This window comes from Bradyrhizobium sp. MI1.3 (assembly GCF_055811695.1).
Map to the genome: position 1 here is coordinate 1 of NZ_JBVVPQ010000186.1, position 2,238 is coordinate 2,238.

Sequence of the window (2,238 nt, forward strand, 5' to 3'; positions counted from 1 at the left end):
GTGGGGGCTCTGGCGGGGGTGGCGGCGAGAACTCGGGTGGCGCAAAGGGGTCCAAGGTCGCGCATTCCGGAGAGGAAGGCTCCCGATCTGGAGGTGGCGGCGGTAACAAGGGCTCCTCGGGCTTTGGCGGCCAGGATGGAGATGACAAGAAGAAGAATGAGCGCGATTGAAAAGGACCAGCCAAGCGCCGCTTAGCTGCTGTCTGGTGGGGGGAACATGCGCCGTCTCAAGGTGACAATCCTGGTTTTGGCATATGCGGTGATATCGCCCGCGTCTGCGCAAACCTGTTGCCCCACCGGCTGCGCGCCAGACGCCAATCGATGCGTGAGCGGCGGTCCGCTGTGGACCAGATGCCTTCCTATCGCCTGCGCCGAAGATTCTCGAGGGCCGTCACGTGGGTCCGCCGTGAGCAAGCACAGAGCCGCCGTGCTCGCCCGCCGGCCAGCGCGTACCTACGTGGTCCCAGCTCAGATTCCCCCAGAGTGCCCATTGGTGAAACCGACCAAGGTGCAGGTCGTCGACGCGACCGCTCAATGCATGAACGTGTTGACTCGAAATGCGCAGTTGCGGGATTGCTTTTTTGAGGACGACGCCGGGAGGGTCGAAGACGAAAGAACCGGCCTGAACTGCCCCGATCGCCAAGCTGCGCTGGCGAGGCAGTGTCTAAAGCGCTGCGTCAACTATGCATCCGATACGACACATCTGGTTTGCGCCGGCAGCTATCCAAACACCATCTGGCGTGCGTCTTTTGGAGCTATCTCGGGCTACGCTGTCGGTTCCGAGCTTGTCGACCTTTGCGGCCCTCGGCTAAGAACGCTGCGGCAAGCTCCAACGCGCTGAGGTGCGCTGGACTGAGCCCTTGCCTGCCATCAGGGGGGAGACAAGGGTCCGCCAACTGGCCCTCAATCGAGATGAACAAGGGCTCTCTTTGGGCGTCCTGCCGTGAGCTAGATGGCGAGAGAGGCTATTCATCGTTCCGATGTTGCCGATCAGCAAAGGTCTGTTTCTGGCCCTCAAGCGGAAGAGCGCCTCAGCCGCATAAGTCCGCTGGTTCGAGGATATTGTTGCAAAAGTCGTCTTTCGCCGATGACCAAAATTCTGCGGGCCGTGGGCGCGACTTTCGCGTACAAGATGCGAGGGACCTCACGGCCTCACGCAAAATTCACAGGCGACTTCGGTAAGACGATTGAGGTCATACGAATCAGCGGTCGCTCGTGACCTGCCACCGAACTTTCATCCGGCCGCGGTTAGAGCCTCGGGGTTTTTACGCCAAGTGGCGCGGTTGGAGCAACGGACGATCGGCGGAGCTGGTCGGGGTTGCGTAGCCGATCGTCCGTTGCGGTGAGGTGGGCGGCATAAGCCGCGGGGGTCATGTATTTCAGCGACGAGTGAGGCCGCTGAAGATTGTAGTCGGCAACCCAATTGGCGATCTTGGCGCGGGCGTCGTCCAGATCGAAGAAGAGAGTCTCGTTGAGCAGCTCGTCACGCATCCGGCCGTTGAAACTCTCGACGAAGCCGTTCTGCATCGGCTTTCCCGGTGCAATGAAGTGCCAGTCGATGGCTGCGTCCCTGCACCAGGCGAGCATGGCATTGCAGGTGAACTCGGTGCCGTGGTCGGACACGATCATACCTGGCTTGCCGCGTCGTTCGACGACGGCCGTCAGTTCGCGAGCGACGCGTCGTCCTGAGATCGATTTATCCGGAATGGCGCCCAGACATTCTTTGGTGACGTCGTCGACGATGTTGAGGATGCGGAAGCGCCGACCGTTGGCGAACTGGTCGTGGACGAAATCCAGCGACCAGCGCGCGTTGGGCATCGCCTCGACTAGGATCGGGGCACGGGTCCCCACGGCCTTGCGGCGAGCCCGCCGCTGGCGGACGGTGAGCCCTTCTTCCCGATAAAGCCGGTAGATCCGGTTGATCCCCGATGGCTCACCCTCCCGCCGCAGCAGCACGAACACCGGCGGTAGCCGAAACGCCGCCGCTCGTTGGCAAGGTCACGCAGCCGGCCACGGAGAGTCGCGTCCGGAGGACGGCTGGAGCGATAGCGGATCATCTTCCGATCCGCTCCGACAATTGAACAGGCCCGCCGCTCCGACAGGCTCATGACGGCCTGCAGATGCGCGACCGCAGCGCGCTTGGCGGCGGGGCTTTTGAAAGTAGGAAGCAATGAGGACACGGAACAAGCCCAGGCCGGCAACGGTGTTTGGGATCGACATTGGCAAGAACCTTTTCCAC

At 62.0% G+C, this 2,238-nt stretch carries 1 pseudogene; it reads right to left on the reverse strand.

Annotated elements, in window-relative coordinates:
* Positions 1-1,233: 1,233 nt before the first annotated feature.
* Positions 1,234-2,149 (reverse strand): annotated as a pseudogene (locus tag AC0L3A_RS40495) (IS3 family transposase); the annotation flags it as partial.
* Between the last annotated feature and the right edge of the window lie 89 nt (positions 2,150-2,238).